We start from the raw sequence: 24,165 nt of genomic DNA, 5'->3' as shown, positions 1-24,165 counted from the left end.
ATGACGGCATCACATGTGAGATGGTTTATGAACGATCGGTTCGGGATGTTTGTTCATTGGGGCTTGTATGCGATACCTGCTCGCGGCGAGTGGGTGCGGAGCCTCGAGAAAATGTCGGTGGCGGAATATCAGCCTTTCTTCGAAGAATTTAACCCCGTTAAATACGATGCGAAGAAGTGGGCCAGAACGGCCAAAGAAGCGGGCATGAAGTACGCGGTTATGACGGCGAAGCACCATGACGGCTTCTGCTTGTTCGATAGCAAGCTGACGGATTACAAAGCGACGAATACGCCGGCCGGCCGGGATTTGATCCGCGAATACATCGAAGCTTTCCGCGAGGAAGGACTGCGTGTCGGGCTCTATTATTCCATTATTGATTGGCATCATCAGGATTACCCGCACTTCGGCGACAAAATCCATCCGATGCGCGATAACGAATCCTACCGCGACCACCGCGGGGAGTTTGAGCGCTACTTGACTTACATGCATGGCCAGGTTAAAGAGCTGCTCACGAACTATGGCACGATCGACGTGATGTGGTTCGACTTTTCCTACGACGACATGATCGGGGAGAAATGGAAATCTTCCGAGCTCGTGCGCATGATGCGGAGCATCCAGCCGGACATCGTCATCGACAACCGGCTTGGCGGCAATATGAAAGCTTCGGAGCCGGAGATCTATGCCGGCGATTTCATGAGCCCGGAGCAGCTGCTCCCGCCTGAGGGCGTTGTGAATGAAGCTGGCGAGCCGCTATCCTGGGAGTCCTGCATTACGCTGAACGATCATTGGGGGTATTGTGCGAGCGACACCAATTACAAATCACCGCAAACCGTCATCCGCGGGCTGGTTGAGTGCGTGAGCAAAGGCGGCAACCTGCTCCTTAACGTCGGTCCCAATGCCAAAGGGGAAATCCCGCGGCAATCGGTCGACATTTTGAATGAAGTCGGCAAATGGATGGACGCCAACGGTGCCAGCGTATACGGTTGCGGCCCTTGCAAGCTGGCGAAGCCTGAGTGGGGGCGTTATACGCAGCGTGGCAATCTGATCTATGCCCATATCTACGACAGAGGGATGGGCCCCATCAATTTCCGCGGCCTGCAAGGGAAGATCAAACGGGCGAGACTGTTGGCCGACGGATCGGAAATCAAAGTCGAAACGCCTTGGAATGCCTGGGAATATCCCGAGGACGCGTTTATCAGCTTCAGCAGCGCGTCTTTGCCCGATGAGATCAATACCGTTGTAGAGCTTGAACTTAGCGAAGAGATCTAATTCATGTCATTAAATAGTTGGCGGTACATCGCGCCGGATGCTTGTTCGAGCAAGCGTTCCGGCTGTTGTACCGCCTTCTCTTTCTGATTGGCCTGGAGTAATATGGTAAATGTGGAGGTGTTCTACATGAGCGATCATTTGCCGGACAAGATTTCGAGAAGAGCCTTTCTCGGTTCTTCGGCCAAGCTGGCAGTCGGTATTGCCGGATTGCTGGCGGGAACAACCGGATTATTCGTATATGGCGCGCATAAGCACCGCGGTTTGGGCAGCGGGGCGCGCCCAGGCCATATAGTGGAGCTTGGCGAGCTCGAATGGTTAAGGTCATTAAATACCGTGAAGAGGATGAACTATGAGGCTGTCTATGAGGATGCTTGGAACTCCAAGCCGGTGAAAGGCTTTGTTTTCGTTACAACCGAAGCGGACGGCAGCGTACTCATTATGTCGCCTGCGTGCACTCATTTGGGATGCACGATCGCGCCGTCGACAGATGTGGGATTTCACGAGGCAAAGGATGGTCAGCTCTATTTTCAATGTCCCTGCCACGGCGCACAATTCGACCATAGAGGGCATTCGATCAATCTTGGCTTGAACAGACTGGATTTATACGAGCCGATTATCGAAGGAAGCACGGTGTACTTTGATATGATGAAGCCGATCAGGCAAACAGAAGCTTAGAGGCGAGCCTTCATGTTGCGCACATCCTCCCGAATCATGTAGGATTTAAGAGAATTGCGATGATTGATGTCATTAAGGAATCGATAGGGAGGAAGCCGACATGGCGAATCGTGAAGGCTATGTGGATGTGCCCGGTGGCAGAGTGTGGTACGTGCAAGTCGGCGACAACGGAAACACGCCGCTGCTCGTCATGCATGGCGGCCCCGGCAATGTGCATGATCCGCTCAAGTCGGCGCTTGGCGCGCTGGCGGATGAGCGTCCGGTTATTTTCTACGACCAGCTTGGCTCAGGTCGATCCGATCGGCCAGAGGATGCGGCACTATGGAGGACGGAACGGTTTGTCGAGGAGCTTGCCTGCGTCCGGAAAGCGCTTGGCCTGGACGAGCTGCATCTGCTCGGGCATTCGTGGGGAACGATGCTTGCTTCATCGTATTTGATTGATCGGAAGCCGCAGGGGATACGCAGCGTGATCTTGTCCAGCCCGTGCCTCAGCGCCTTGCGCTGGAAGGAAGATGCCGACCGGCTGCTGGCGCAGCTGCCGGAAGACGAGCAGCGGTCGATTGCCCGCCATGAGTCGGAAGGGACGACGGATTCCAAGGAGTATCAAGAAGCCATGAAGGTATTCTATAACCGTCATGTATGCAGGCTTGAGCCATGGCCGGCGATTGTGACCGAGAGCAGGCCGAAAGGAAACAAGAACGTGTATATGACGATGTGGGGACCGTCCGAATTTTGTCCGACCGGCAATCTGAAGACGTATGACGTCACGCCGCGGTTGCATGAAATCCGCATACCGGCCTTGTTCTTGTGCGGCAGATATGATGAAGCAACGCCGGAGGCGACGGAGCATTACCGGTCGCTGGTTCCGAACGCCCGGCTTCATGTATTTGAGGAGAGCTCACATATGGCCTATTTGGAAGAAACGGAAGCATACCTGCGGGTCGTGCGTCAATTTTTGAGGGAGGCAGACGGGCGGGATGATCATTAATGGTTCGGAATTTCCATTAACCCGCGCTTCGATCGCCCGGGAACTGGCGCTGCTTGGGGTGACGAAAGGGATGACGCTGCTCGTCCATTCCTCGTTGAATGCTTTCAACCGATGGATCGTCGGCGCACCGGAGGCGGTAGTTCTGGCGCTTGAGGATGCGGTCGGCGAAGAAGGGACCCTGGTCATGCCGGCGCATAGCTCGGATCTGTCGGATCCCGCGCTATGGTCCAATCCGCCGGTGCCTGAAGCTTGGTGGCAAACGATCCGCGACGAGATGCCTGCATTCTCGCCCGATCTTACCGTCACGCGGGGGATGGGGCTCTTGGCGGAATGCTTCCGCCGCCAGCAAGGAACGCTGCGAAGCTATCATCCGCAGGTTTCGTTCACGGCAAGAGGACCGAAGGCGCAGTTCATAACCGGGCACCACTCGCTTGCTTACGGGTTGGGCGAAGGCTCGCCGCTGGCTAGGCTGTACGAATGCGGCGCTTATGTCCTGCTGCTCGGCACGGGGCACGCCAATAACACATCGTTTCACCTGTCCGAATACCGGTCGGATTACGCAGGCAGAAGCGAAGTCACGCTTGGTGCGCCGATTGAGGCCGATGGTGTTCGGCAGTGGGTAACCTTTCCGGATATCAACGTCAACTCCGACGACTTCGACATGTTGGGTGAAGCGTTTGACGAAGAGCTTGGCAGCACCGTCGTAAGGACGCGGCGTATCGGCGATGCCGAGGTGAAGCTCTTGCCTCAGCGGGAGCTGGTCGATTATGGCGTCCATTGGCTCGCGCATTATCGGCGATAAGGGGTAGAGAACGTAAAAGACCTTCCGTCATCTAGGATGATGGAAGGTCTTTTTGCGTGCTGCTCTCCGTGCCCTTATCCCTTCATGAGGAACTGATTCCCATCCTCATCATAAAACGTGGCGAACGTGCCCCATTGCATCTTTTGCAGCGGGCCTTCGAATTTCACTCCGTTTGCCGTCATTTTTTCGTATGTCGCTTCAATGTCCGTGCATTCGAAGACGATGGAAGGCTTAAGCTCGCTCCAGTTCTTCATCATCGCTTTCGGGTAAATGACCAGCGCCGATTCCGCGCCTTTCGGTGCAACCTCAAGCCAGGCGGCACCTGGACCCATCGGCGTTTCGCGTACAAGGTCGAAGCCGACCTTCTCGGTCCAGAATTGCTTGGCTTTCTGCTGATCCTCTACATATACGGCTGCTGTTGCGATCTTTGTAATCATCGTAAATCCTCCTTGATTGGTTCGGTCAAGCCCAATGCTATCATTCCCAGTCAACCTTCGTCTTGTAAAAAAACGACATGCTCCTCATCCGTAAACGCCTTCGACCTCGCCCCGATCCAGCGCTGGTATTCAGCCGGCGTGATGCCCAGGCATTGCTTGAAGGCCTTAGAAAAATGCGCGTAGTCATAATACCCCATATCAAGCATGCATTGATGCAGATCGATCGCAGGATTCCAGAAAATGCGCAGCCGCGCCTGATTAAATCTCGCGATAAGATGCAGCCGTTTCGGCGGCATGCCGATCAATTCGACGCATTTTCGCTCGAATTGCCGCTGGGAATACCCGCTCTGAAGCACGGCTTGCTGCACGTCAACGTCCATCGGCTGCCGGTACAGGGGAGATAGCGCCTCGATGAGGTTCATATCGGCCGCCGCCGGTGGCGAGGCATCGAGCAGAGCGAGCAAGAAGCATTCAAGCGCATGAACGGCCTCGTCAAGGCTGCATTCAGCCAAGCGAGCCGTCAATTCCGAGACTGTTTGCTCACCAAAAGCTTCGGATAACGGCACAAACGTATCGAGACAGGGCTTCGGGTCGATCCCAAACAACGGCTTCAAGCCCCAAGGGAGCATTCGTACGCCAAACAATCGGATAGGTCCATTCGCAATCAGTTCGTGATAACGGGTCAGCTGTCCGATCAAGAAGGCTGAAGGCAGCTCCGCGCCGCCCTTTGGCCGATAGCTGCTGCCGTAATGGAAGATGATTTCCTGGCAGCCATCCGGCCACAGCACCTCATTCGCCCCGGGCAACGAGTAATCCCGTTCCAAATGCCAGATGCATTTGATAAATGGCTGCAGCTGCGCCGCAGGTTGTCGTTCTTCGTAGTGCATTGGCGGCCTCCGGCAATCGAACGGTTTCCGTAAAAGGATAAACGTATTTTACCATATGCCCGCTAAATTTATGGCATCCGTTCTTTTTTTCGATGTCAGGTTTCTAGTATTTCATTTCGATTACAGATGCGTTCAAGCTGGTTTCTTGTCAGGCGAACAAGCATATTTTCAATGATTACTAAGTAAAAATGAGTAACACAATCAAATAGGCAAACAAGCAGACATTCCATCCATAGGAAAAGGAAGTGAGGCCATGAGGAGTTATCAGTGGATCAAGTGGCGTAAATTCCTCATCAGGCTAGCCGTCATCGTCACCATAATCGTGTTGGTGTGGAGTGGGGGGCCACAGGTTTGGAGTGTAACGTACACCGTTGTCATGCTCATATTTCAGCTGCTGTTTGCCATGATGTTCATGATCGTCCAGTTCGCTGCCTTGTTCTGGTTTCTGGCCAGAGGCAGGACGTACTGGATTCTACCGGGCGAAACCGGCTCCACCTGGGACGATTACCGGGGGAATCCCGAAATCGTGGAGAATGCGAAGCGAATCGTTCTCCTGCTTAAAGGCGTCAAAGAGTTCAAGGAAATGGGCGGCGAAGCCATTCGGGGCTTTCTGCTGTGCGGACCACCGGGTACCGGGAAATCTTACCTTGCGCAGGTCATTGCGAACGAGGCGCAGGTTCCTTTCGCATACGCATCTGCACCGAGCTTCCAGAACATGTTCTTTGGCGTCGGTAACCTGAAAGTCATGCGGATTTACGCAAAAGCTAGGAAAATGGCCAAAATGTATGGCGCCTGCATCATCTTTATCGACGAAGTCGACGCGATCGGCATGAAGCGGCAATCTGGCGGAGGCATGATGGGCGGCATGTTAGGCATGGGCGGCGGTTCGGGGCTGCTTAACGAGCTGCTGCTGCAGATGGATCCGCCGAACATCGATAATTCAAGGATCGCGAAAATGCTTCGTTTCCTCGGCTTGCGCCGCAAGAAAGCCGAGCGTCCGGCCGTCTTGACGATCGCCGCGACGAACCTTCCCGATGTGCTCGACAGTGCGCTGCTTCGGCCGGGACGGTTTGACCGGCAGCTGTGGGTGGATACCCCCGATTATGACGGACGCATTGACGTTTTCCAATATTACCTCAAAAAAGTAAGGCATGATGCCTCGCTCACTCCGGAGAAGGCTTCGCTTGATACGATCGGCTACAGCCCGGCGCAAATCAAGCATATCGTCAACGAAACCGTCGTCATTGCCCACCAGCGCGGCGTGTTGATCGCCGGGTACAGCGATTTCCGCGTTGCGATGGAAACCTACGAATGGGGCCTCAAGCAGCCGCTTCGATCGATGCTGAGCGACGAAAGACGAAACGTCGCCTATCACGAAGCCGGTCATGCGGTTGCCCAGTACTTGTTAAAGCCTCATGACCGCGTGTGGAAGGTCACGATCGTCCGTCGGGGCAATGCGCTGGGCCTGGCTGCAACGAAGCCGATGCATGAGCGTTATAACCGGAGCGACAGCGAGATTCTTGCAAGCATTCAAGTATGTCTTGCCGCCAGAGCGGTGGAAGAGCTGTTCCTTGGGAAAAAATTAAACGGCGTTACTTCCGACCTGCAGCAGGCGACGAACATGGCCGGCGCCTATTTGGGCGCGATCGGTATGGGCGATGAGCTGTTCAGTTTTCTGGCGGTCGGCTCCCATGCCGATGCGCTAAGATCGCTTCGTCCGAAGATTAACGAGCTGCTCAAGGATATGATGAATCAAGTTAAGAAACTGGTATCTGACCATACCGAATTCGTGCATGCCATCGCAGATAAGCTGCTGAGCCAGGATGACTTGAACGGCGAAGAGATTGAGCAGCTCTATTTTCAATTGTATGGTCAAACCCGTCCGGAGCCGCCGATCGTGCGCACCACGATTTTCGACATTCCGGTCAAGGCGAAGGAAGCGGAAGAAAAGCAGGAAGAACCGGAGGAACCGGAAACGCTTGAAGCTTCGCCGGAAGAAGATGAGGAGAAGGAGCCTGAAGGACCGGAGAAACCGGAAGATTGATTGTAACCTTATACCGGTTAACCGCAGCGGCTGTCCAACGGGCGGCCGCTGCTTTCTTATGCCAAAAGTCACAAAAAAGTCAGTAAATAAGACAAAGGAAATCGACGGAATAACTCGAATTACTTACCCAAGACAGTGGATATACATATCGTGCGTCAGCGCATCACTAGCGTCAAGGAGGACAAGCATGTTTGTGAAATTGGAGCCGGGTGACAAGTTCTTGGGAGAGCTTCCATTTATCCGCGATGAAGTGCAATATAATTTGCTGCATCTGATTACAGAGCAAGAGGGTTCCTATTGCGTGCGCACGGAAGATGGCAAAGTGCTGTTCGCTCAGACGCCAGGGTATAACGGCTGGTTGTGGATTGCAAGGGACGTGCCTGCAGATCAAGAGAAGGGACTCCTCGAGGAGCTGGTCCATCAGCTGGGCAGTCACCCGCTGCCCGGCATTTCCGCAGCACCGCACGCCGCATACCATTTTGCAAGCGTCTATTCCAGATCCAACGATTTTCGGTACTTCACGAAGATGGCGATGGAATCGTATGCCTGTCCGGCACTGCACCGCCCGCATCTAGTGAAAGGAAGCGCGGGCATGGCGACGCTCGGGGATGTGGATACGATTGCGGAGTTTTTGTCCGGATTCGAGCAAGAGGCATTCGGGAGAACGGTCGAGGCGGAGAGCCAAATCGAAGCGGCTAGCGGACTCGTCAAGAAAGGCGGGCTGTATGTGTGGCGCTTGGACGGAGAAATCGTCTCGATGGCCAATATCGCCCATCGGGCTCCGAGACACGGACGGATCAACGCCGTATTTACGCCTATCAAACAACGTAGAAAAGGGTATGCCGGAGCGGTCGTTGCCGCGGTGTCGGAACAGCTGCTGGCAGAGGGATTGACGCCGATGCTGTATGCCGACTTAAGCAATCCGGCATCTAATAAAGCGTACCGGACCATCGGCTTCGTGCCTGCCGGCCAAATTTCCGAAATGACCTTCAGCCCAAACAGCGCATAACGCGCCTGCAGGCATAACGTAAAGGGAATCTATAGCCGATTCATCCACGGGATGGATCGGTCAGAGTCCCTTTTTTGCTGTGGAGATGTTGTATGGGCGTGATTGGGGGAAAATAGGGTGAACTCAGCAACTTCACAGCGGAAGGAAAGAACGACATGCTTTATGATCAGCTGACCGCGTTAATTCCCAAGTTCCCTCAATTGAAAAAAGCCTATCAGGAGCAGCTTGACCGCGGTTATTCCATCACAGAGATCAAGCTTAAGGCGAACGCGCCTCATATCGGCTTTGTAGACGACCATCTGGATTTGATCATGGAGAACGCGAACGGCGGACGCATTCTGTTAAATGCAAGCAAAGGCCTCGTCAAATTCGTTGACTTGAACGACCTCCCGCCCGCCAAAGAACAGCTGCATGAGCGTATTGCGCTTCATGCGAACAGCGTACGCCATAAAAAATTCAAGAAACAGCTGATCGGCGGGTACCGGGAATTTGAGGTCGATCATTATTTGGATCTGATTGTTAGCGATTATACGGAGATGGAGAAGCTGCTCCGCAGCCTATGATGTCGAGGTAAGCCATTGCGCGCTGTTTTGAATGAGCGTTCTGCAGGACGGATGAAGGAAAGACGGCTTATGGTGGCCCGGCATCAAATAAACGATCCGGCCTTGCCCGCGGGCCGCTGTCCATGCAGCCGGAATGCGGCGGTCGTCGAGCTTGTACTCAAGCAGCACCTCGACGTTTGCCTCCGGATAAAACTCGAATTGATACGGTTCTTCGTCGAGCGAGAAGGGCTCGATTCCGTATGTAACCGGATGCTCGATATCCGTCTTCCGGAAGTCCAGGCGCTGATAATCCGGGTGTCCGGTGAACTTGCCGCCGATCAGCCTTGCGCATTCCTCGCGTGACTGCAGCGAGATACCGTTATGGATGATAAGCAGGCTGCCTCCGCATTGTACGAATTGAATGAGCGATGCGGCCTGTTTCTTCGTAACCGGGGCCGTCCAGCAGTCGGTGTATGAAATCATGAGGTCGTAAGCATGGATGATTTCCGGGTCCAGCGCGCAATATTTATCGGTCATATCGATTGCGTACCGATCCCCAAGTATGGCGGCGAGCTCGTCTTTAATGTTGCTTAGGGGGTGGTATGGCGCGCTTGCGTCGTCGCCCAGCACAAGAACATGTTTTGGTGTGTTCATCGCATGATTCCTCGCTTTCTGCAGCTTACCACGGCAATTCATTTCCTGAATAATCCCGATATAGCGGCTTCTCTCCGGGAGCGGCGTTCTCCAATTCCTGAATGCGGTCCATGATGTGAGCAGCGGATTCATCGGCAGTAAGGGTAGCTTCCGTATTCAACGTGCCGCTCATATAGGACTGCACCCAGCCCGGGTGGAGGAGCAGCACTTGACCGCCAAACTTCTTTACTTCGTTATGAATGAGCGCGGCCTGCATGTTCACGGCCGTCTTCGACATGCAATAGCCGAACCAGCTTGTGCGCTTGCAATCGGCGATGCTGCCGGCCTCCGAGGAGATCTGCACGAACAGCTTCGATTGACCGCGAAGCACTAGCGGCGCAAGAGCGTTGGTGACGCGAAGCGGCCCGAGCGTATTGACATTGTATACGTGCTGCATTTCGGCAAAAGGAAGCGGGTCCAAGATCGTCGCTTGAATATCGCCTAGTATACCTGCGTTATTGATGACTAGTTCCAAGGTGTCCGTAATGCGGGTTAATTGTGCAGCCGCATGGGCGACGCTTTGATCGCTGGAGACGTCGAGCTCCACGAGGAAAAGCCGGTCTTGCCATTCTTCAGCAAGATCTGCAAGCTCCCTATTGTCTTCCATATAGCGGCCGGCAATGACATGATAATCCCGACTTAGCAATCCCTTCACTAGCGCAAAGCCGAGTCCGCGGTCTGCGCCGGTCACGAAGGCATACCGTTTCATGGAACCTGCCATCTCCTTCAGCGGTGAAATTGAGGCCACTTGTGTATTAGGACCCTTTTTCCATTTTACTCTTTTTTAAGGCGCGTCTACAGGTTATATTTGGATAAGGTGTGAACAATGAAACGAAAAGGCGGACAAGAAGATGACCTCATATTCAAGCATTCTGGGAATCCCGGTTCCCAAACTGACGATGGAAGAAACCGTTGAACGGATTCTTCATGTCATAGAAGAAAATAGCGATGAGCTGTACCATGTCGTGACGCTCAATCCGGAAATAGCGATGGCGTGCAGGCATGACTCTCATTTGCGTTCGATCGTAGACGATGCGGGGCTGCTCACAGCGGATGGAATCGGTATCGTGATGGTCTCGCAATTGAAAGGCAATCCGCTCCCCGAACGGGTAACCGGGTGCGATTTGCTGCTGCGATTGCTGGATTCTGGGCCCAAGCATACAAGACGCGTAAGTTATTATTTGCTTGGCGCCAGCGAAACGACGAGCAAGCTGGCTGCGGAAAAGATTGAGCGGAGCTGCCCGAACGCGTTGGTGACAGGGAGGCATCACGGATATTTCGGCGAGGAAGAAGGGGAGCGCATCGTTTCGGAGATTGCGAAGCTCCGTCCGGATGTGCTTGTCGTCGCACTAGGCGCTCCAAAGGCGGAGCAGTTTATTTATCGGTACAAAAATCGGCTGAACGCGAAGGTAGCAATCGGTGTCGGAGGCAGCCTCGATATCGTTGCCGGAACGGTGAAACGCGCCCCGGCGATCTGGCGAAAATGGAACCTGGAATGGCTGTTCCGCTTGCTCAATCAGCCGTCCAGATGGCGGAGGCAGCTGTTGCTGCCGCGGTTTGCGGTTAGCGCGCTGGTGTTTAGGGACAAGCGTTGATGGTTTGAGGAACGGATACGAGCACCCTAACGCCGCTCTTACAGACAAAATCAGCCTGCCGAGGCCGGCAGGCTGATCATGGAAGTATTAGTCACTCTGTTAGTTGCTCTGCTGAAGCAAAACCCCATGGCCGCCAATCTCTTCGCTGTCGTACATGCTGATCGTTGCGCCCAGCGCCCGGAAGGAACCGACGACATCCTCGTAGCCGCGCTCGATGTGCTGTACCCCGGCAATCGTCGTTGTGCCTTCGGCGCGGAGGCCGGCCAAGATTAAGGAAATGCCGGCCCGCACGTCTGAAGCGTGAACGAGGGTGCCGTGCAGCGGTTTGCCGCCTGCAATAGAGGCGACGCCGGAGCGAATCTTGATATCCGCGCCCATGCGGACTAGCTGATGCGCGTGATTGAAGCGGGCTGGATAGATGCGCTCGCCGATGATGCTTTTGCCGCGGGCTTGCGTGAGCAGGGCGGTCAGCGGCTGCTGCAAATCGGTTGCGAAACCGGGATACATAGCCGTACGGACGCGCGTTGCTCGCAGAATGCCGGTGGAATGAGCGGTGATCGAATTGTCGTGAACCTCCAGCTCGATGCCGATTTCGCGCAGCTTCGCCAAGCAAGAGGAGAGATGTTCCGGAATGACGTGCTGTACGGTAACCGAGCCGCCGGTCACGCCGGCCGCCATCAGGAATGCGCCGGCGATAAGCCGGTCGGGAATGACGGTGTAGCTGCCTTCGTGCAGCGAGGAAACGCCTTCGATGCGAATCGTATCCGTACCGGCGCCGGTAATTTTTGCGCCCAGTTGGTTGAGCAGGTTCGCCGTATCCGTTACTTCCGGGTCGCGTGCCGCATTCCGAAGGACGGTCGTTCCCTTCGCCCGCACGGCAGCCAGCATGACGTTGATCGTAGCGCCGCTAGTAATCATGTCAAAATAGATGGTCGCCCCGCGCAGCTCCTTGGCTTCAACGGTGTAATGGGATGGATGGAACGTGAAGGCAGCGCCCATCATCTGAAGCGCTTTGATATGCTGATCCATAGGGCGGCTGACGAAGTCGTCGCCGCCGGGATAACCGACGGATACGCGTCCGAACTTCGCAAGCAGCGAACCGACGAAATAATAGGCGGCCCTGAACGATGAAGACTTGACGGGATCGAGGCTGCCATTGGCGATGAACCGGGGATCCAAGACGACCGTTCCGTTTCCTTCATGTTTGACTTCCAGTCCGATCTCGCTGGCGAGCTCGTAAATAACCCGTAAATCGGCGATATCCGGGATACCCATCAGAGTAACCGGCTCATCCGCCAAGCAGACTGCCGCCAGCAGCGCAAGCGAGCTGTTCTTCGAACCTGGAATTAGTACGCTGCCGTGTAGAGAGTCGGATCGTTCCACTTTAATGGCTTTCATCATTTGAACCTCCGCTTGCAAAGTTTTCATCTGCAATAATAACGTTGATTTTACGGTTTTCGAAATCTTGAATGAAGTGCTCCGGCGCTCCCTGGTCCGTGATGAGCACGTCGATTTGATGTAAGGGAACTGAAGTGGCGAAGCTTTTTACGCCGAGCTTCTCATGAGGGGCCAGGCAGATCCGGCGCTGCGAGGCGTCGGCTACGGCACGGATGAGAGCGGCGTTTTCCGGTGTCGCAACAGTAATGCCTTTATGTGAGATTCCGCCGCCTGTAATGAAGCCGATGTCGTAATTGAAGCGTCCGATCATCTCGAACGCAATCGTATCGATCATGCTGTCTCCGCTTGATCGAAGCTTGCCCCCGACCAGATAAGATTCGACTTGCGGCATCGTGCGGATCGTCTCCGCAATGGTCAGCGAATTTGTGACGATGGTAAAAGGAATATCGGCCGGGAGGTATTTAAGCATGCCGTACTGAATGCCTGCTCCTCCGATAAAGACGGTATCGTTAGGTTGAATGTATGACGCGGCCAGCTTGGATATCGCATTCTGATGCGGCGCGCCGTCACCATAGCGGATGTTCTTCGGCTGCGGCTTCGCCCTGACCTTTCTTGGCGGGGCATAGAGCGGTACCGCGCCTCCGTAAGTCTTCTGCAGCAAGCCTTGCTCTTTCATAATGGTGAGATCGCGGCGAATCGAGTCTATGGAAAGCTGGAATAGCTGGGCCAGCTCCTGCGCGACGACTCGGCCGTCTTTGGCAAGCATCTCCAGGATGCGCTGCCTTCGTTCCTCGGCGAGCATGAGAACCTCCAAAGGTGAATGGAAAATAAAAACAATATGCTCCTATCCTATTCCGTATTGTTCATGATTGTCAATGAATTTATTCTGTTTCTTTCATGGTTGCTCATTATTCATCAACTGGAGGTCCAAGCATGAACCTGCAAGAAAATGAAACGAAAGTCACGCAGTGGGCCGAGAGGAACGCTGCCGTTCTGGGCCTAAGCGGTTCGCCGATTACCGTTTCCTATATTTACAACCCGGGAGGATTTGTGAATCAGTCTTACCGCATTTCGGACGGGATAACGTCAAGACATCTTAAGCTTGCGCCGAGCGCCAAAATCCCGCGGCTCCGGCAATGGGCCCGCGTCAGCAAGCTGCTTGAGGATCGCTGCCGCGCGCCGAAGCTGATCTGCGAAATCGAGGACGAAATCATACCCGAATATCGATATGGGCTGGCGTTCGATTTTATTCCTGGCACGCAGTTAAGTAACGCCGCGGCTCCAGATTCCGCGGTACTTCAAGTGTTGGATACCCTCCGGCAGCTGCACGGCGACCGCGAGCTCGCAATAGCGCTCGAAGAGGGAGTCCCGACTGCGCTTACCTGCGCCGATGCTTTCGTGGACGCCTATATCAACCGATTTGAAGAAGACATGAAGAGCATCCGGACAGGGAAGCAGCTGCTTGATTTTGTGACCGATGAGACGCTCGATTGGTTCGACGCCGAAATTGATTCGCTGAAGAAGACCGTCCTTAATCATCCAGCCTTTCAACAACGAGCTCGGGACGTCGTGCACAATGATATCGGCTGGAACAATGTGCTGCTTGGCGAACAAGGCGGCGTTGGGATCATCGACTGGGACGATCTGTCGGCAAACGGCGACGCCGCGATGGACTATTCCGTTCTGCTGTGGCCTTACCATAACAAGCCCGAATGGACGTTCTGGCAGGAGAAGGTCAGATCCCTTGCCGGCGACGAACTGAATGATCGGCTGTCGCTTTATTTTCGCGCGAAACTGCTGGATGACGTGATCGACATTCTCGCGGATTACGTGGAATCCGAACATATCCCCGAGCTGAAGGAAATCACGCAATCACGCGCGCGGGCAATCCATCTGAAGGCGTATCCGGAATATGTGCAGCTATACGGTTAGTAAACGAATTATGGGAAAGGAGAATCAGAAGGTTGCAACTTAAGTCGGAACTCTTGCTTAGGCTCATTCAAATTGTCGAACCGAACCCGGTGCTTGAGCAAGCGTTCAAGCCTTATACGCGTGATGCGTAAACCCGGAGGCAGGAGGCAAATAATCCTGGGCGATTTGGAAAATATAAGCATGATTTAATCCAAGCTTTGAGCAAAGGAGTCATTCATCATGCGAAGACAGAACACGCCATTCGACCGGCAGGAGGCGGTTGAAGCCATCCGCAGCAATGCCCGCCGTTTGGAGAAGGACGCCGATCTCCAGCCGCTAGCGGAGGCGGCTGCAGGAGCCGCTTATGTTTTACTCGGTGAAGCAAGCCACGGGACGAGCGAATTCTATATGTACCGTACCGCGCTTTCCAAGCTGCTGATCGAGCAGCAGCAGTTTAATTTGATCGCGGTAGAGGGAGACTGGCCCTCCTGCTATGAAGTGAACAAATACATCAAACACCATCCGGAAGCGAAGGGCTCGCTGGATGAAGCGCTGCACGCCTTCGACCGCTGGCCGACTTGGATGTGGGCGAACCGGGAAACGGCGGAGCTCATCGCCTGGCTGCGCGAGCATAACCGCGATTTGCCCGAGGAGCGGCGAGTCGGATTTTACGGCTTGGATGTGTACAGCCTCTGGGAGTCGATGGACGAGATCATCAAGCATCTCAAGAAGACGAATTCGCCGGAGCTGGCTTCCGCGCTTAAGGCATTTTCCTGTTTCGAGCCGCACGGACGGGAAGGCCAGAACTACGGGATGGCAGCGGCGTTCTTCTCGGAGCATTGCCAAGATGAGGTTGTCCAGCTGCTGAAAGAGTTGGAGGCGAAGCGGAGCCGCGCCGAAGGCACTCATGAAGCGCTGCTCAACGATGAGATCAATGCGCTCGTCACCGTGAACGCTGAGCGCTATTACCATTCGATGGTTAGAGGAGGTCCGGAATCTTGGAATATCCGGGACCGGCATATGGTCGAGGCGTTGAAGCGCGTCATGCGGTTTCATGGGCCGAAGGCCAAAGCGATCGTTTGGGAGCATAACACCCATATCGGCGATGCGCGGGCAACCGATATGGCTGCAGACGACATGGTGAATGTCGGTCAGCTGCTGCGTGAGCAGCAAGCGGAGGGCGACGTGTTTGCCATCGGCTTCGGCACCCACAGCGGCCATGTCATCGCGGCGGACGCCTGGGCCGCTCCGCTCGAGGAGCTGCGGGTGCCGGAAGCGCGGCGCGGCAGCTGGGAGGATCTCATGCACGAGGCTGGCGCGCATGATCAATGGCTGATGTTCCGAGGGACGGATGCAGAGGCTTTTCGCCAAACCTACGGGCACCGGGCGATCGGCGTCGTTTATCATCCTCATTATGAGCGGGGCAATTACGTTCCAAGCGTTATGGCGGAGCGGTATGACGCCTTCGTTTTTGTCGATAAGTCGCATGCGCTTCAGCCGCTTGTGCCGGCCATGGCTTGACGAAGAGGAAATATCTCTTCATACCCGTGGACGGAAGTGATCTAACGGCTGGTTTGTGTGCTATGATGAAGGTATTTCGAGCATCTAGTTTAGCATGCGACTGAACTCTTCGAGGAGGTGTCCCACCGGCGGCGATTACGTTGATATCAAACGGGGTAATGAGTAGAAGCGGACGGTTTTCAATGGACCTGATGACAAGAAGGGGGAACCAGCATGATTTCCTATATCGGCTTTAGTCAACTGTCTGCCAATGAGATGGTTGCGTTATGGAACAAAGGGTTCGAGGGATACTTCTTCAATGCCACCATGGAACTGGACCGATTTCTGGCCAGGACGGTGAGCGAAGGACTATCGCTTGAGCACTCGCTCGCGATCGCCGTTAACGGTGAGCCGGTCGGATTCATCATGAACGGCTTCCGTATGCTGGACGGCAAGAAGACGGTGTGGAATGGCGGTACCGGAATCGCAAAGGATTTCCGGGGCAAGGGATATGGGAAGCTTCTGCTCGAGCGGACGATCGAAATGTATCGCGAGCAAGGGGCGGAACGCGCCCTGCTGGAAGCCATCGTTCAGAATGAGCCGGCGATCAAGCTCTACCAGGGTGCCGGCTACAAGATTACGGGCCAGTTGATAGGCGCGATGAACGAAAGCGCGCTGGATGCGAGCCTTCTGCTGCCGAGCTTTCCGCACAGGTTTACGATTCGGCATGTCAAGCCGATGGAGCTTCGGAAGCTGCCGTATTACGATTGTCTCTCGGCGTGGCAGACGCAATGGCAGAGCCATAAGGACGACGAATGCTGTATGATCTCGGACGGTGCCGAACAAGTGGGCTTTGCCTTGTACAAGCGCATCTACAGCGAAGATGGCAAGCTGAATTCCATCGCGCTTTACCAGTGCGAGGCAGCGCCGGGCAGAGCGGATAAGAGCAAAATCTTAAAAGCTTTGCTGCGTGAGGTGTACGGGCCGCTAGAGGCTGCATGCAAGCGAGTTACCCTTAACCTGCGGAGCACGAATGACGAGCTGCACGAGCTGCTTGACCGTCTGGGCTTCAAGCCTTACGTGGAGCAGGTTCATATGGAGTTGAAGCTATAACTACCGGATCATAACCAGCGGGCATGAAAGGCTACGAGCGGGGGAATGAACATGAGCACAGCAAGTCGCGGCGTCAATATCGGGCCTCCCCGGTTCAAAATCGCCGTTCATTCCATCGTCTGGCTGGCGAAGAGCAGCTGCATCCTGTCGAGTGCGATGATTGCCGACCAGGTAGACTCGCATGCGACCTTTTTGCGAAGAGTGATGCAAGCGCTGGCAGCGGCCGGTCTCGTCGAATCGAAGGGCGGCCGGGAAGGCGGCTACAGCTTGCGCAAGCCGGCTGATCAAATCACGTTAGGCGAGATTTACGCTGCCGTAAGCAACGGAACATCCGAGCCGGAGATGGACGTGGATTGCGGCGAAGCCGGCGAGCAGTTGGATGCTGAGCTGGAGCGGATTTTACTCGAATCGGAGCAGCAGACCATTGCGTATTTGCGACAATTTACGATCACGGACGTCATGAATCGGGTAGAATTTTTTAAAATAAATGAATAGTTAGGTCCTTTTCAAAGTTGTCTAAAAGGATTATAATGTGCTTTGTAAAGTTGCAATTATCTAAAAGGAGTGAATCGCCATGTTCGATATTATTATCATCGGAGCAGGTCCAGCAGGGGCCAGCGCAGCGTTGTTCGCAGCAAAGGCCGGGAAGAAAACACTTCTGATTGACAGCGATAAAAGCATGACCAAGAAAGCCTGGATCGAGAACCATTACGGCGTTCCGGAAACGACCGGACCGGCGCTGATCGAGACCGGCAAGAAGCAGGCGGTCAAATTCGGAGCGGAGCTCGTGCAGGACACTGTTGTCAACGTTTCCAAGTCGGATAGCGGCTTCCAAATCGAAACGGAGTCGCAGCAATTTGCAGGTACGCACGTGATCGTCGCAACCGGCGTGTCGACGGATCTCGCCGACAAGCTCGGTTTGGCAGTGAAAGAAGGCACCGAGCCGCGGATTAAACAAGTCTTCGCCGTAGATGCGAGCGGCAAGTCGAATGTAGACGGCATTTGGGTAGCTGGAACGGCTGCGGGCGTCAGCGTGCATACGATCATTACAGCCGGTGACGGCGCGAAAGTCGCGATCAACGTCATTAGCGAATTGAACGGAACGCGTTACGTCGATCACGATTTACTGAAATAATACGCGATTCAAATGAAAAGGAACTGCTCATTCGGGCAGTTCCTTTTGTTTGTTTGCCTGAATACGGTATAGGCATAGGCAGGAGAGGAGAAATGCACATGATCTATGTCGTTCAAGGCGGCGATACGCTGGAGAAGATCGCGGCGCGCTTCGGATCGACCGTCGCGAAGCTGCTCGAATCCAATGTTATCTGCAATCCGCAGCTCATCTTGGTCGGCCAGCCGCTTCTTATTCCGGATACGGATTTCGACTATCATCGGGCAGGCGGCTACCCGTATTACGTCGTGCAGGTTGGCGATACGCTGCAGTGCTTGGCGCCGCAATTCCTTCAAACGGAGGCTGCGCTTGCCGCTGCGAACCGGCTGCCTGCCGGCGCTCCGCTGACGGTTGGCAGCGAGCTGCTTGCAGGCTTTACGGTGCCAGACCCGCAAAAGCTGGCCGCCGATTGGGCGAAGACGGCGACCGATGCCGAGTGCAATTTGAATTCGATGGCGATGCACGGGATTTACTATATCGGCTCCTTCCAATGGGAGGCGCTGGGCGAAGCGGCAGTCCCTTACCTGACGCCGCTCCTGAAGCACACGTGCGATACGGTACGCCATTATACCGTGATGAGCTTAGGACGGATCGCAACGGGGAATGCGACGGTTGCGGCGCTGCAATCGGCATTGAATGACAAGGAGCCCTATGTCGCCGAATTGGCGAAGCATGCTTTGAAGCGGGCGCGATTAGTGCCGAGCTTGACGAAAAGGCTGCATGTGCTGACCTCGGATCAGCGGCTCTATTCGGAGCCGAATGGAAGCTCGACTTCGGTCCCCGTACCGGCCGGAACGGAAGTGTTCTCGATGAGGTGGAACATTCCGAGCGCTACCAACGAGGAAGGACCGCGAGGCGGTTTGGAATATTACGATCAGGTTCAGCTTCGAGATACAGGACAAATCGGATATTTAGGCCGGATAGGCTTCAATGACGCGGAGATTATTTAATCCCATTAACTAGTGGAAAAAGTACAATAAGTGCTGGATCCCGTTCATTGTCCGTTTATTCCGGCTCCTCGATAATGAGGATATGAAATCTTCATCTCATCTTCGAGGAGTGAACGGGCATGCTGACGGCCGAGCAGTTAAAGCAGTACGATGAATTAGGATACGTTATTCTAGAACAGCAATTTTCGGACGAAGAAATGGATCGCATTCGCGGAATTATCGACGTCTTTGATCTGGAGGGCGAGGAGGCGTTGAAGCGAGGCAGCAAAGGCTTCAATAACATCCCCAATGAAATCAATTTCACCTGTAATTTGGCAAGACGCCACGAGGAGCTGGAGCGCTTCATCGGCGATCAGCGCTTCGTGGATTTAACGACGACCGTGCTGGGCGGAGATATTCGGCTGTATTGGGACCAATCCGTCTACAAGCGTCCTGAAGCGAAGCGGGATTTTCCTTGGCATCAGGACAACGGCTATGTCCCAACCGATCCGGTTCAATATATGACCTGCTGGCTGGCGCTTGACGATGCGACGATCGAGAACGGGTGCGTTTGGATACAACCGCGCTCTCACCTTCAAGGCTTCGTGGAGCATTTCCAGACGGACACGGGCTGGCAGTGTTATTTTGGCGATGATCCAGGTCAGCCCGTACCGCTTAAAAAAGGCAGCATGGTCATCTTCAATTCGCTGTTATTTCACCGGAGCACCCCGAACTTAAGCAACGGGACGCGCAAAGCTTACGTCATTCAATATTCCGTCGAAGGCGCGCGAAATCCGGTAACCGGCAAAGTGTTCGACAACGGTCCATTGATCGCGCAGTGCGGCAAAGCCGTGATCGCACAATGACCTCGGTGTTCGTGGTTTGTTTGCGTAACCTGCAGGAGAATCGCCACGGCGTGCTGCTCGATCAGCTGGTAGAGGAAGGCCATGACGTTTCGCTTGCCCATTGCTTGAATCAATGCATCGGCTGCAGGAAGGGTCCGTCATTATCCATGGACGGTTCATGGATAGGAGCGGCGGATGAAGCGGAGCTCCGCGCATCGGTCAAAGCGAAGCTGCCGAAATAAACGGTTTCTTGCGCTTCCAAGCTAGTGTACACTAGTAGTATGACTAGCTGTTGGAATTGGCAGGTGAAACCGTGGCAATGAGCGCGACGACAAGCTTTGATCAGTGGCAGGTCAGCGTCTACCAGGTAGACGTCGGCCAATACGAGACGCTTAAGCATGAACAGATCATGTATCCGAATTGGGTTATCAGCCATGTGCGGCAGGGCCGCGTTATTACCGAAACGAACGGCGAGCAGCACGAGGTGCGAGCAGGAGGGGTTATGCTTCACCCTCCTTTTTTGCCGTTCTCCGAGCGGGCGGACGTGCCGGGTGTGCATGAATGGTTATCGGTTCAAATCCAGACCAGCTACAATGTCGATTTATTTCAGCTGTATCCGGTACAGCCGGTCGTGCGGCTGCTGGATCATGAAGCCTTCAGCCAAGTCTTTCAATCTTTGCTGCATACCTGGAGAAGTCAGTCGCCTTTCCGGGAGATGTCGCTCACGGCGGATATGCTGCGGCTTGCCGCAATGCTCCTCGAAAGCTGGGATGCGAGCGGCCGAGTCGGGCGGAGCGAGGCTTACTCGGCGAAGTACGACCGGTTCTTCCCGATCATCCGCTTCATGGCCGATCATATGGAGATGAAGCTTTCCCGCGATATGCTTGCGGAGAAGGTTCACTTGAACACCAATTATTTTGACCGCGCCTTCCATGAAGCATACGGCATTAACCCGATGCAGATGCTGAGGCAGATGCGGCTGAATAAAGCGAAACGGCTGCTCGAGACGACGGAGGAGCCGCTCAGCGAGCTGGCTCAGCAGTGCGGCCTGGGAGATGCCGCGTATTTAAGCCGGCAATTCGTCAAGACCTTCGGCATGACGCCAGGCAAGTACAAACAGATGATCCGATCGGCGAAAACCAACTTTATGAATAAAGAATAGGAGCGGATACGAACATGGAGCAAAGGGGAATCAAGGCGCTGAAGCTGGCTATGAAGGTAAACGGGAACGATTTCGTAGTGCACGCCGCGTTGCTTTGGGACGAGCGGGAGCTGATCCTCGTGGATACCGGCATCACCGGACAGACCGAAGTGATTCGCGAAGCCATGGCAGCGGAAGGTTTCGACTTCGATAAGCTGACCAAAATCATCATTACGCATCAAGACCGCGACCATATCGGTTCGCTGCCGGAGTTGGTCGCATTGTTCGAAGGACGGCTGGAGGTGATCGCGCACGAAGCGGCTGTTCCGTATCTTGGCGGCGAGCTTCCGCTGATCAAGAGCCAGGCATTCGCTCCGCAGGTTAAGGTCGATACCGCCGTTAGCGATGGCGTGCAGCTTCCGTATGCAGGCGGGATCAGAGTCATCTATACGCCTGGCCACTCGCCGGATCATATTGCTCTATACCACGTGCCAAGCAAGACGCTTGTTACCGGCGATTCGCTCACCGCTAACGATGGGGTACTGCAGCCGCCTGCCGCGAATTTCACGCCGGATTGGGAAACCGCCATCCGATCGGTGACCAAGTTCCAGTCGCTCGACATTGCGGCTGCTATCGTCTACCACGGCGGCGTGTGCACCGATCAACTTCAGGATCGGCTGGCTGACATTGCAGGGAGTGGCGCGTGAGGCATTTTTTATTTCTGTAGTTTCCCCGATTTCCGCCGAAAAGCGGAGGTCGGGATTTTTTTTTGCTCCGGATAGTCCTGAGGGCCGGTGAAAAAATAAATGACGAACCGTTATTGACAGGATTACCTTTGTGTTGTATTTTCTTATAGGCTTATTATCTTACCTGCTAAGATAATTAATCGGTAAACAAATGAACCGGCAAGCCAAATTACCTGTCCAGATCGGAGGGAGGACAATAAAAGAGCCTGACGGCAAGGACAAGAAAATCGCGGAGCTGCAGCTTCTTATGGAGCGATTCGCTCATCGGTCGAAGAAGCGGATGAAGGCGCTGGAACATCCGTATAACCTCGCAAACGGCCATATTTTTATCCTGATGTATTTGAACAATACGGAATTGTGCCGGGTCAACGATATCGTGAAATTTCTAGGCGTCACATCGGGAGCGGCGACCGGCCTTACGGATAAGCTCGTTTCGCTAGGGCTGATTGAACGAAACAGACCAGAGGATGACCGGAGGGTCGTTCAGCTTAGCCTGACGGATAAAGGCAAAGAAACGCTTGAAATTATTCGAAGACAACGCATGGAATGGTTTACAGATCTGGTCGGCCGGCTTGAAGAGGAGAAACTGGATCTCGTAATGGATGCTTTCACCATCTTACTGGATGTTTTAGAAGAGAAATGACATAAAGGAAGTGGAGCTTTTGACGAATTTATCACCTAGACAGCTCAAATGGATCGTTACCGGGCTAATGCTCGGCCTGCTGCTCGGCTCGCTGGACCAGACGATCGTATCGACGGCGATGCCTCATGTCATTGCAGAATTGCACGGATTTGAAATGTACAGCTGGGTTTTCACGATTTATATGCTGACGTCAACGACAGCGGTACCGATATTCGGCAAGCTTGCGGATTTGTTCGGCAGACGGCTGGTTTATCTGATCGGCATGGGCTTGTTCCTCATTGGCTCGGCCTTGTGCGGGCTGTCTCAAGACATGACACAACTTATCATATTCCGCGCGATTCAAGGAATTGGCGCAGGCGCGTTAATGCCGATCGCGATGACGATTATCGGCGATATTTTTCCTCCGGACCGCCGCGGCAAAATGCAGGGCGTTTTCGGCGCGGTATTCGGTCTATCCAGCGTAATCGGTCCTGCAGTCGGCGGCTTTATCGTTGACCATATCGCATGGCAGTGGATTTTTTACATCAATCTTCCTTTCGGTATTTTCGCGGCCATTATTCTTGCTTTTGCCCTGAAGGAATCGAAGAGCACGGAGAAAAAATCGATCGACTGGGGCGGCGCAGCGACGCTTACCGGCGCAATCGTAGCGTTCTTGCTCGCGATCGAAATGGGCGGAAGCGGCCCATCCGAGGGAGGCATGAAGCACTTTGCGTGGAATTCCCCGCAAATTCTCGGCCTGTTCGGGGCGAGCTTGCTGCTTATTCTGATCTTCATCTGGATCGAATCCAAGGTGAAGGAACCGATTATCCCGCTTCAGCTGTTTAAGCTTCGTGCCATTTCCGTTTCCAGCATCGTCGGGTTCATGATGGGGATGGGCATGTTTGGCGCAATTACGTATATTCCGCTCTACTCGCAAGCGGTTATCGGCACATCGGCTTCCAATTCGGGCTACATCTTGACACCGCTGATGCTCTCGCTTATTCTGTCCAGCATTATCGGCGGCGTTCTGATTAAGAAGCTGAGCTATAGGGCAATCGTGATGACGTCGATGGCGATCATGACAATCGGTTATTTCTTCATGTCGCAGATGGACGTAAATACTAGCAGCCTTGAGCTTATTCTGTACATGATTATCGTCGGTATCGGCATGGGTGCTTTGATGCCGGTGCTCACAATCGCCGCGCAAAGCGCGGTCGGGCATGATCTTCGCGGAGTTGCGACGTCGACGACCCAGTTTACGCGTGCCATCGGCGGCACGGTGGGCGTTGCGATCATGGGCGTCATCATGACGAATAACATGACGAGCGGCATTAAAGATATCGGCAAGAACTTTCAGGATATCCCTGCCGATAAACTAGAGCAGCTGGCGAATCCGCAGGCGCTCCTGCAGCCGGAAGTCAAAGCGCAAATTCCGGAGAAGCTGTTGCAGGCGTTGCAAGGGATTCTGAGCGATGCGATTACGTCCGTATTCGTGATCGGCATCATCGTCGTCTTGATCGGCTTAGTATCCGCGGTCTTCTTCGGCAAGCTCCGCATGCCGAAAACCGAAAAGGGCGAGGATGCCTTCAAGGCCGAGCCGGATTTGATCTAAATGGAAAGAGCGGACAGCATAGGCTGTCCGTTCTTTTTTGATGCACTTGAACTGAAGGTGAATTTTACAAATTATGTCGAATCCCCGTTCCCAAGGCGAACGGGGATTTTTTCGTTTGCTATGATGCGAAAATTCGTTCGAAAAACATTTCCGTATTCTGTTACTTATGTTCCTTATTTTTACTATAAAAGAAAAAAACATAAGACTAACATTACTCTTGCAAGCGATTACAATTC

The 24,165-nt window shown here is 54.1% G+C and carries 26 protein-coding genes; 20 read left to right on the top strand and 6 right to left on the bottom strand.

Annotated elements, in window-relative coordinates:
• From DL346_RS11630 to DL346_RS11615, 4 genes are all read left to right on the top strand, one after another.
• Entirely contained in the window at positions 1–1,269 is a 1,269-nt protein-coding gene (locus tag DL346_RS11630; RefSeq protein ID WP_112882292.1) for an alpha-L-fucosidase, read from the top strand.
• Between the two features lie 126 nt (positions 1,270–1,395).
• On the top strand, positions 1,396–1,944 hold the full coding sequence (locus DL346_RS11625) for a QcrA and Rieske domain-containing protein (protein WP_165822485.1): 549 nt from the start codon (positions 1,396–1,398) through the stop codon (positions 1,942–1,944).
• 100 nt (positions 1,945–2,044) lie between these two features.
• On the top strand, positions 2,045–2,932 hold the full coding sequence (locus DL346_RS11620; protein ID WP_112882290.1) for a proline iminopeptidase-family hydrolase: 888 nt from the start codon (positions 2,045–2,047) through the stop codon (positions 2,930–2,932).
• The gene (locus tag DL346_RS11615; RefSeq protein ID WP_112882289.1) at positions 2,922–3,734 is read left to right on the top strand and encodes an AAC(3) family N-acetyltransferase; all 813 of its coding nucleotides are present in this window, start codon (positions 2,922–2,924) and stop codon (positions 3,732–3,734) included. Before DL346_RS11620 ends, DL346_RS11615 begins: the two co-directional genes overlap by 11 nt.
• A 74-nt stretch (positions 3,735–3,808) precedes the next feature.
• On the opposite strand, the gene DL346_RS11610 is transcribed toward DL346_RS11615, so the two are convergent.
• Positions 3,809–4,171, bottom strand: coding sequence for a VOC family protein (locus DL346_RS11610; RefSeq protein ID WP_112882288.1), 363 nt, complete (start codon positions 4,169–4,171; stop codon positions 3,809–3,811).
• A 50-nt stretch (positions 4,172–4,221) separates the two neighbouring features.
• Positions 4,222–5,058 (bottom strand): AraC family transcriptional regulator, encoded by an 837-nt coding sequence (locus tag DL346_RS11605; protein WP_112882287.1) that lies wholly within the window; start codon positions 5,056–5,058, stop codon positions 4,222–4,224.
• A 253-nt stretch (positions 5,059–5,311) separates the two neighbouring features.
• On the opposite strand from DL346_RS11605, the gene DL346_RS11600 reads away from it, so the two are divergent.
• From DL346_RS11600 to DL346_RS11590, 3 genes are all read left to right on the top strand, one after another.
• Positions 5,312–7,102, top strand: a complete 1,791-nt coding sequence (locus DL346_RS11600; protein WP_112882286.1) for an AAA family ATPase — start codon at positions 5,312–5,314, stop codon at positions 7,100–7,102.
• A 187-nt stretch (positions 7,103–7,289) separates the two neighbouring features.
• Positions 7,290–8,111: a GNAT family N-acetyltransferase gene (locus DL346_RS11595; RefSeq protein WP_165822484.1), complete on the top strand. Its 822-nt coding sequence runs from the start codon at positions 7,290–7,292 to the stop codon at positions 8,109–8,111.
• A 155-nt stretch (positions 8,112–8,266) separates the two neighbouring features.
• Complete coding sequence (locus tag DL346_RS11590) at positions 8,267–8,674, top strand: DivIVA domain-containing protein (RefSeq protein ID WP_112882284.1); 408 nt, start codon at positions 8,267–8,269, stop codon at positions 8,672–8,674.
• Here DL346_RS11590 and DL346_RS11585 read toward each other — a convergent pair.
• Positions 8,669–9,307, bottom strand: coding sequence for a ThuA domain-containing protein (locus DL346_RS11585; protein WP_165822483.1), 639 nt, complete (start codon positions 9,305–9,307; stop codon positions 8,669–8,671). The two genes, DL346_RS11590 and DL346_RS11585, sit on opposite strands and share 6 nt — an antisense overlap.
• 25 nt (positions 9,308–9,332) lie before the next feature.
• Positions 9,333–10,055: an SDR family oxidoreductase gene (locus DL346_RS11580; RefSeq protein ID WP_112882282.1), complete on the bottom strand. Its 723-nt coding sequence runs from the start codon at positions 10,053–10,055 to the stop codon at positions 9,333–9,335.
• Between the two features lie 142 nt (positions 10,056–10,197).
• On the opposite strand from DL346_RS11580, the gene DL346_RS11575 reads away from it, so the two are divergent.
• A complete protein-coding gene (locus DL346_RS11575) occupies positions 10,198–10,941 on the top strand; it encodes a WecB/TagA/CpsF family glycosyltransferase (RefSeq protein WP_112882281.1) in 744 nt (247 codons plus the stop codon).
• Between the two features lie 99 nt (positions 10,942–11,040).
• Here the strand turns inward: DL346_RS11575 and murA are convergent, their stop codons facing one another.
• On the bottom strand, positions 11,041–12,339 hold the full coding sequence (murA, locus tag DL346_RS11570) for a UDP-N-acetylglucosamine 1-carboxyvinyltransferase (RefSeq protein WP_112882280.1): 1,299 nt from the start codon (positions 12,337–12,339) through the stop codon (positions 11,041–11,043).
• Complete coding sequence (locus DL346_RS11565; protein WP_112882279.1) at positions 12,326–13,141, bottom strand: DeoR/GlpR family DNA-binding transcription regulator; 816 nt, start codon at positions 13,139–13,141, stop codon at positions 12,326–12,328. Before DL346_RS11565 ends, murA begins: the two co-directional genes overlap by 14 nt.
• Before the next feature lie 131 nt (positions 13,142–13,272).
• Between DL346_RS11565 and DL346_RS11560 the strand changes: the two genes are divergently transcribed.
• From DL346_RS11560 to DL346_RS11510, 12 genes are all read left to right on the top strand, one after another.
• On the top strand, positions 13,273–14,271 hold the full coding sequence (locus DL346_RS11560) for a phosphotransferase family protein (protein ID WP_112882278.1): 999 nt from the start codon (positions 13,273–13,275) through the stop codon (positions 14,269–14,271).
• Positions 14,272–14,490: 219 nt separating this feature from the next.
• On the top strand, positions 14,491–15,771 hold the full coding sequence (locus tag DL346_RS11555) for an erythromycin esterase family protein (RefSeq protein ID WP_112882277.1): 1,281 nt from the start codon (positions 14,491–14,493) through the stop codon (positions 15,769–15,771).
• 213 nt (positions 15,772–15,984) lie between these two features.
• Complete coding sequence (locus DL346_RS11550; RefSeq protein ID WP_112882276.1) at positions 15,985–16,863, top strand: GNAT family N-acetyltransferase; 879 nt, start codon at positions 15,985–15,987, stop codon at positions 16,861–16,863.
• A gap of 51 nt (positions 16,864–16,914) precedes the next feature.
• A complete protein-coding gene (locus DL346_RS11545; protein WP_112882275.1) occupies positions 16,915–17,358 on the top strand; it encodes an RrF2 family transcriptional regulator in 444 nt (147 codons plus the stop codon).
• Between the two features lie 79 nt (positions 17,359–17,437).
• Positions 17,438–17,998: an FAD-dependent oxidoreductase gene (locus tag DL346_RS11540; protein ID WP_112882274.1), complete on the top strand. Its 561-nt coding sequence runs from the start codon at positions 17,438–17,440 to the stop codon at positions 17,996–17,998.
• Positions 17,999–18,090: 92 nt separating this feature from the next.
• The gene (locus DL346_RS11535) at positions 18,091–18,984 is read left to right on the top strand and encodes a LysM peptidoglycan-binding domain-containing protein (RefSeq protein ID WP_112882273.1); all 894 of its coding nucleotides are present in this window, start codon (positions 18,091–18,093) and stop codon (positions 18,982–18,984) included.
• A 119-nt stretch (positions 18,985–19,103) separates the two neighbouring features.
• Positions 19,104–19,829, top strand: a complete 726-nt coding sequence (locus tag DL346_RS11530) for a phytanoyl-CoA dioxygenase family protein (protein ID WP_112882272.1) — start codon at positions 19,104–19,106, stop codon at positions 19,827–19,829.
• 20 nt (positions 19,830–19,849) lie between these two features.
• Positions 19,850–20,050 carry a hypothetical protein gene (locus tag DL346_RS28795; RefSeq protein WP_133257523.1) on the top strand — a complete coding sequence of 67 codons (201 nt, stop codon included), beginning with the start codon at positions 19,850–19,852 and terminating at the stop codon, positions 20,048–20,050.
• A gap of 77 nt (positions 20,051–20,127) precedes the next feature.
• Complete coding sequence (locus tag DL346_RS11525; RefSeq protein ID WP_112882271.1) at positions 20,128–20,970, top strand: helix-turn-helix domain-containing protein; 843 nt, start codon at positions 20,128–20,130, stop codon at positions 20,968–20,970.
• A 14-nt stretch (positions 20,971–20,984) separates the two neighbouring features.
• Positions 20,985–21,656: an MBL fold metallo-hydrolase gene (locus tag DL346_RS11520; RefSeq protein ID WP_112882270.1), complete on the top strand. Its 672-nt coding sequence runs from the start codon at positions 20,985–20,987 to the stop codon at positions 21,654–21,656.
• 190 nt (positions 21,657–21,846) lie between these two features.
• Positions 21,847–22,338: a MarR family winged helix-turn-helix transcriptional regulator gene (locus DL346_RS11515; RefSeq protein ID WP_112882269.1), complete on the top strand. Its 492-nt coding sequence runs from the start codon at positions 21,847–21,849 to the stop codon at positions 22,336–22,338.
• Positions 22,339–22,357: 19 nt separating this feature from the next.
• A complete protein-coding gene (locus DL346_RS11510) occupies positions 22,358–23,929 on the top strand; it encodes an MDR family MFS transporter (RefSeq protein ID WP_133257522.1) in 1,572 nt (523 codons plus the stop codon).
• Positions 23,930–24,165 lie beyond the last annotated feature (236 nt).

This window comes from Paenibacillus montanisoli (genome assembly GCF_003268025.1).
Taxonomy (GTDB): domain Bacteria; phylum Bacillota; class Bacilli; order Paenibacillales; family Paenibacillaceae; genus Paenibacillus_Z; species Paenibacillus_Z montanisoli.
Note: the sequence above shows the minus strand (reverse complement) of the source record. Positions and strands in the feature narration are given on the sequence as shown.